At 58.1% G+C, this 1,997-nt stretch carries 2 protein-coding genes and 1 pseudogene; all 3 read right to left on the reverse strand.

All coding sequences use genetic code 11. The features are described 5' to 3' along the window. Positions 1–235: 235 nt before the first annotated feature. Positions 236–973 carry an HXXEE domain-containing protein gene (locus AB4Y64_RS17600; RefSeq protein WP_441817742.1) on the reverse strand — a complete coding sequence of 246 codons (738 nt, stop codon included), beginning with the start codon at positions 971–973 and terminating at the stop codon, positions 236–238. A gap of 73 nt (positions 974–1,046) precedes the next feature. After that, positions 1,047–1,778, reverse strand: a complete 732-nt coding sequence (locus AB4Y64_RS17605; RefSeq protein ID WP_441817743.1) for an HXXEE domain-containing protein — start codon at positions 1,776–1,778, stop codon at positions 1,047–1,049. Between the two features lie 77 nt (positions 1,779–1,855). Then, positions 1,856–1,997 (reverse strand): annotated as a pseudogene (locus AB4Y64_RS17610) (IS30 family transposase); the annotation flags it as partial.

The following is a 1,997-nucleotide window of genomic DNA, read 5'->3' on the forward strand; positions in this document are numbered from 1 at the left end:
CCAGGCTCTCCATTCCGTCCGACCAATGCATGCAGCGAGCCGAGCGCCATCAGAGCCGACTGCGGAAAGAAGCGTGACCCACGCGGAGACGTACCCGACCAACGGAAGGAGTCCGACCTTGACACTACCGCCCGATTAAAGAAGCGGACGGTCGACAACTCCTGAAATCAAGCCGAGCCGCGAAGCGGCTGCGGCTTGAATGAATTATTGGCACCAATCCCAACCCGTGCATGCATCAAGGTGTGATCGGTCTGATGAGGACACCGGCACGCCACCTCGCTCCAAGCCAAGGAATCAGAAGGAACAGGACAGCGTTCGCCAATTGAGTACCTACCAGCGCCGCGCTGCCGATTTTGCCGTTGATGAATAACATCAATGGCCCCGTCAGGATGATGTGGAAGATCACGCCATTGAAGAAGATGAGCGCCAAAGCCTTGTAGCTCAACCGCCCAGTGCCGAAGCAGGCGTGGATGATCCAAACCGATACCGGTACGAACAGAACGATTGCGGTAAGCGTCCCGGGGCCAAAGCCGGCGCCCGCGACAAGCGGCATGATGTGGAAGAAAAGGTTAACAAAAATCAGACCGTAAAACGCAAGGCCAACAAGGGGGTGGCGACGGCTCAGCAATGCGGCTACCGGCGCGCCAACCCAGATCGCCGGAATGTTGACGGACAAGAAATACGATGCGGGAATGGGACAGTCCGGAGGCGCGGGAAAGTTCAAGACCGAGCAAATCTCTGTAGGAAATTGCGTCATACGACCAAACACGTCGATGCCGTATTCCTCAACGTTGTGCAACAGGTAGATCGCCAACGCAAGCCAGGATAGCCAAACGCGGTCATACCATCTCGATGCCCCCGGTTCGCTCTGCAAGATGCGAGTACCGAACAGCAAGATCAGAAGCACAACAGCAGCCCCGCCTCCGATCCACGGAAAGAGGACGATGGCGACGTCGGTCCAACTAATATCCATTGGGACTTTTCTGGCAAAGGATGAGATGGCGGGAACGATGCATAACTACGAAATTAACGGAGCAACGTAGGCGCTACTGCATCGGAACTGCCCGCAGCAATTCGCGCTTGAAGAACCGGCTCGCAATCGCCGCCAGGATGATCGGCGCGAAACCGATCACGGCAGCAAAGACCAACAGCCCGGCATTGCCGATCACCCCGTTCTTGTAGAGCCCATAGTCCATGAAAAGCAGCACATGCGTGACGGCTCCCGCGCCGAACGCCGCGCCAACGACCTTGCCGCTATACGGTCCGCGAATCGTGCACGCGTACAGGACCCAGAGGGACAACGGAACAAACAAGATGACACTGCTCCATAGGCCGGTGTTGTAAGCGCCCGCCATGATGCCCCCAGCGGTGTGCAGAAGTCCGTTGGCCAAGAGCAGTCCCCAGAAGCTGAGGCCGATGAGGACGTTGCGCCCGCAGAGGTACGCTGCTAGTGGCGCCCCGAACCACATCAGAGCGATGTTCACCACCGGATAGAAGGACAGGGGAATCGGGCAGTCCGGGTACGGCGGGAAGCCCAGCTTCTTGCAGATCATTTGCTGGATTGAGTAGTCAAATCCCAGCACCGGCAGGCTGTACTCCTCGAACTGATGTACCCAGTAGAGCGGCACTGCGAGCCACGCCAGCCACACTGGATCACGCCAGCGCGATACCGTGGTGTTGTCACGGAAGGTGTCGGTGGTTAACAGGATGGCGACCATCACGATCGCCCCGCCTACCCCGATGAACGGCCATACGGTGTAGAACCAATGCGTTTGCACGGTGCCTCCCAGTCGCAATCCTTTCGCCAATCGAGCATACCTGCTCAACCGGCCAATGACTGCTTTCGGTTGCGGTTTCAACCGGTGGATGCAACAGATTGTTGAAATCGTTCGGCCGGTGTTTCGTAGCCTAGCGTCTTCCGGGGCCGTCCGTTCAACTCTCTGGCCACGGCGTCAAGCTTGGCCTGCGTGATCGTGGACAGATCGAGACCCTTGGGG

Source organism: Lysobacter sp. TAF61, from assembly GCF_052113485.1.
Lineage (GTDB): Bacteria > Pseudomonadota > Gammaproteobacteria > Xanthomonadales > Xanthomonadaceae > Lysobacter_J.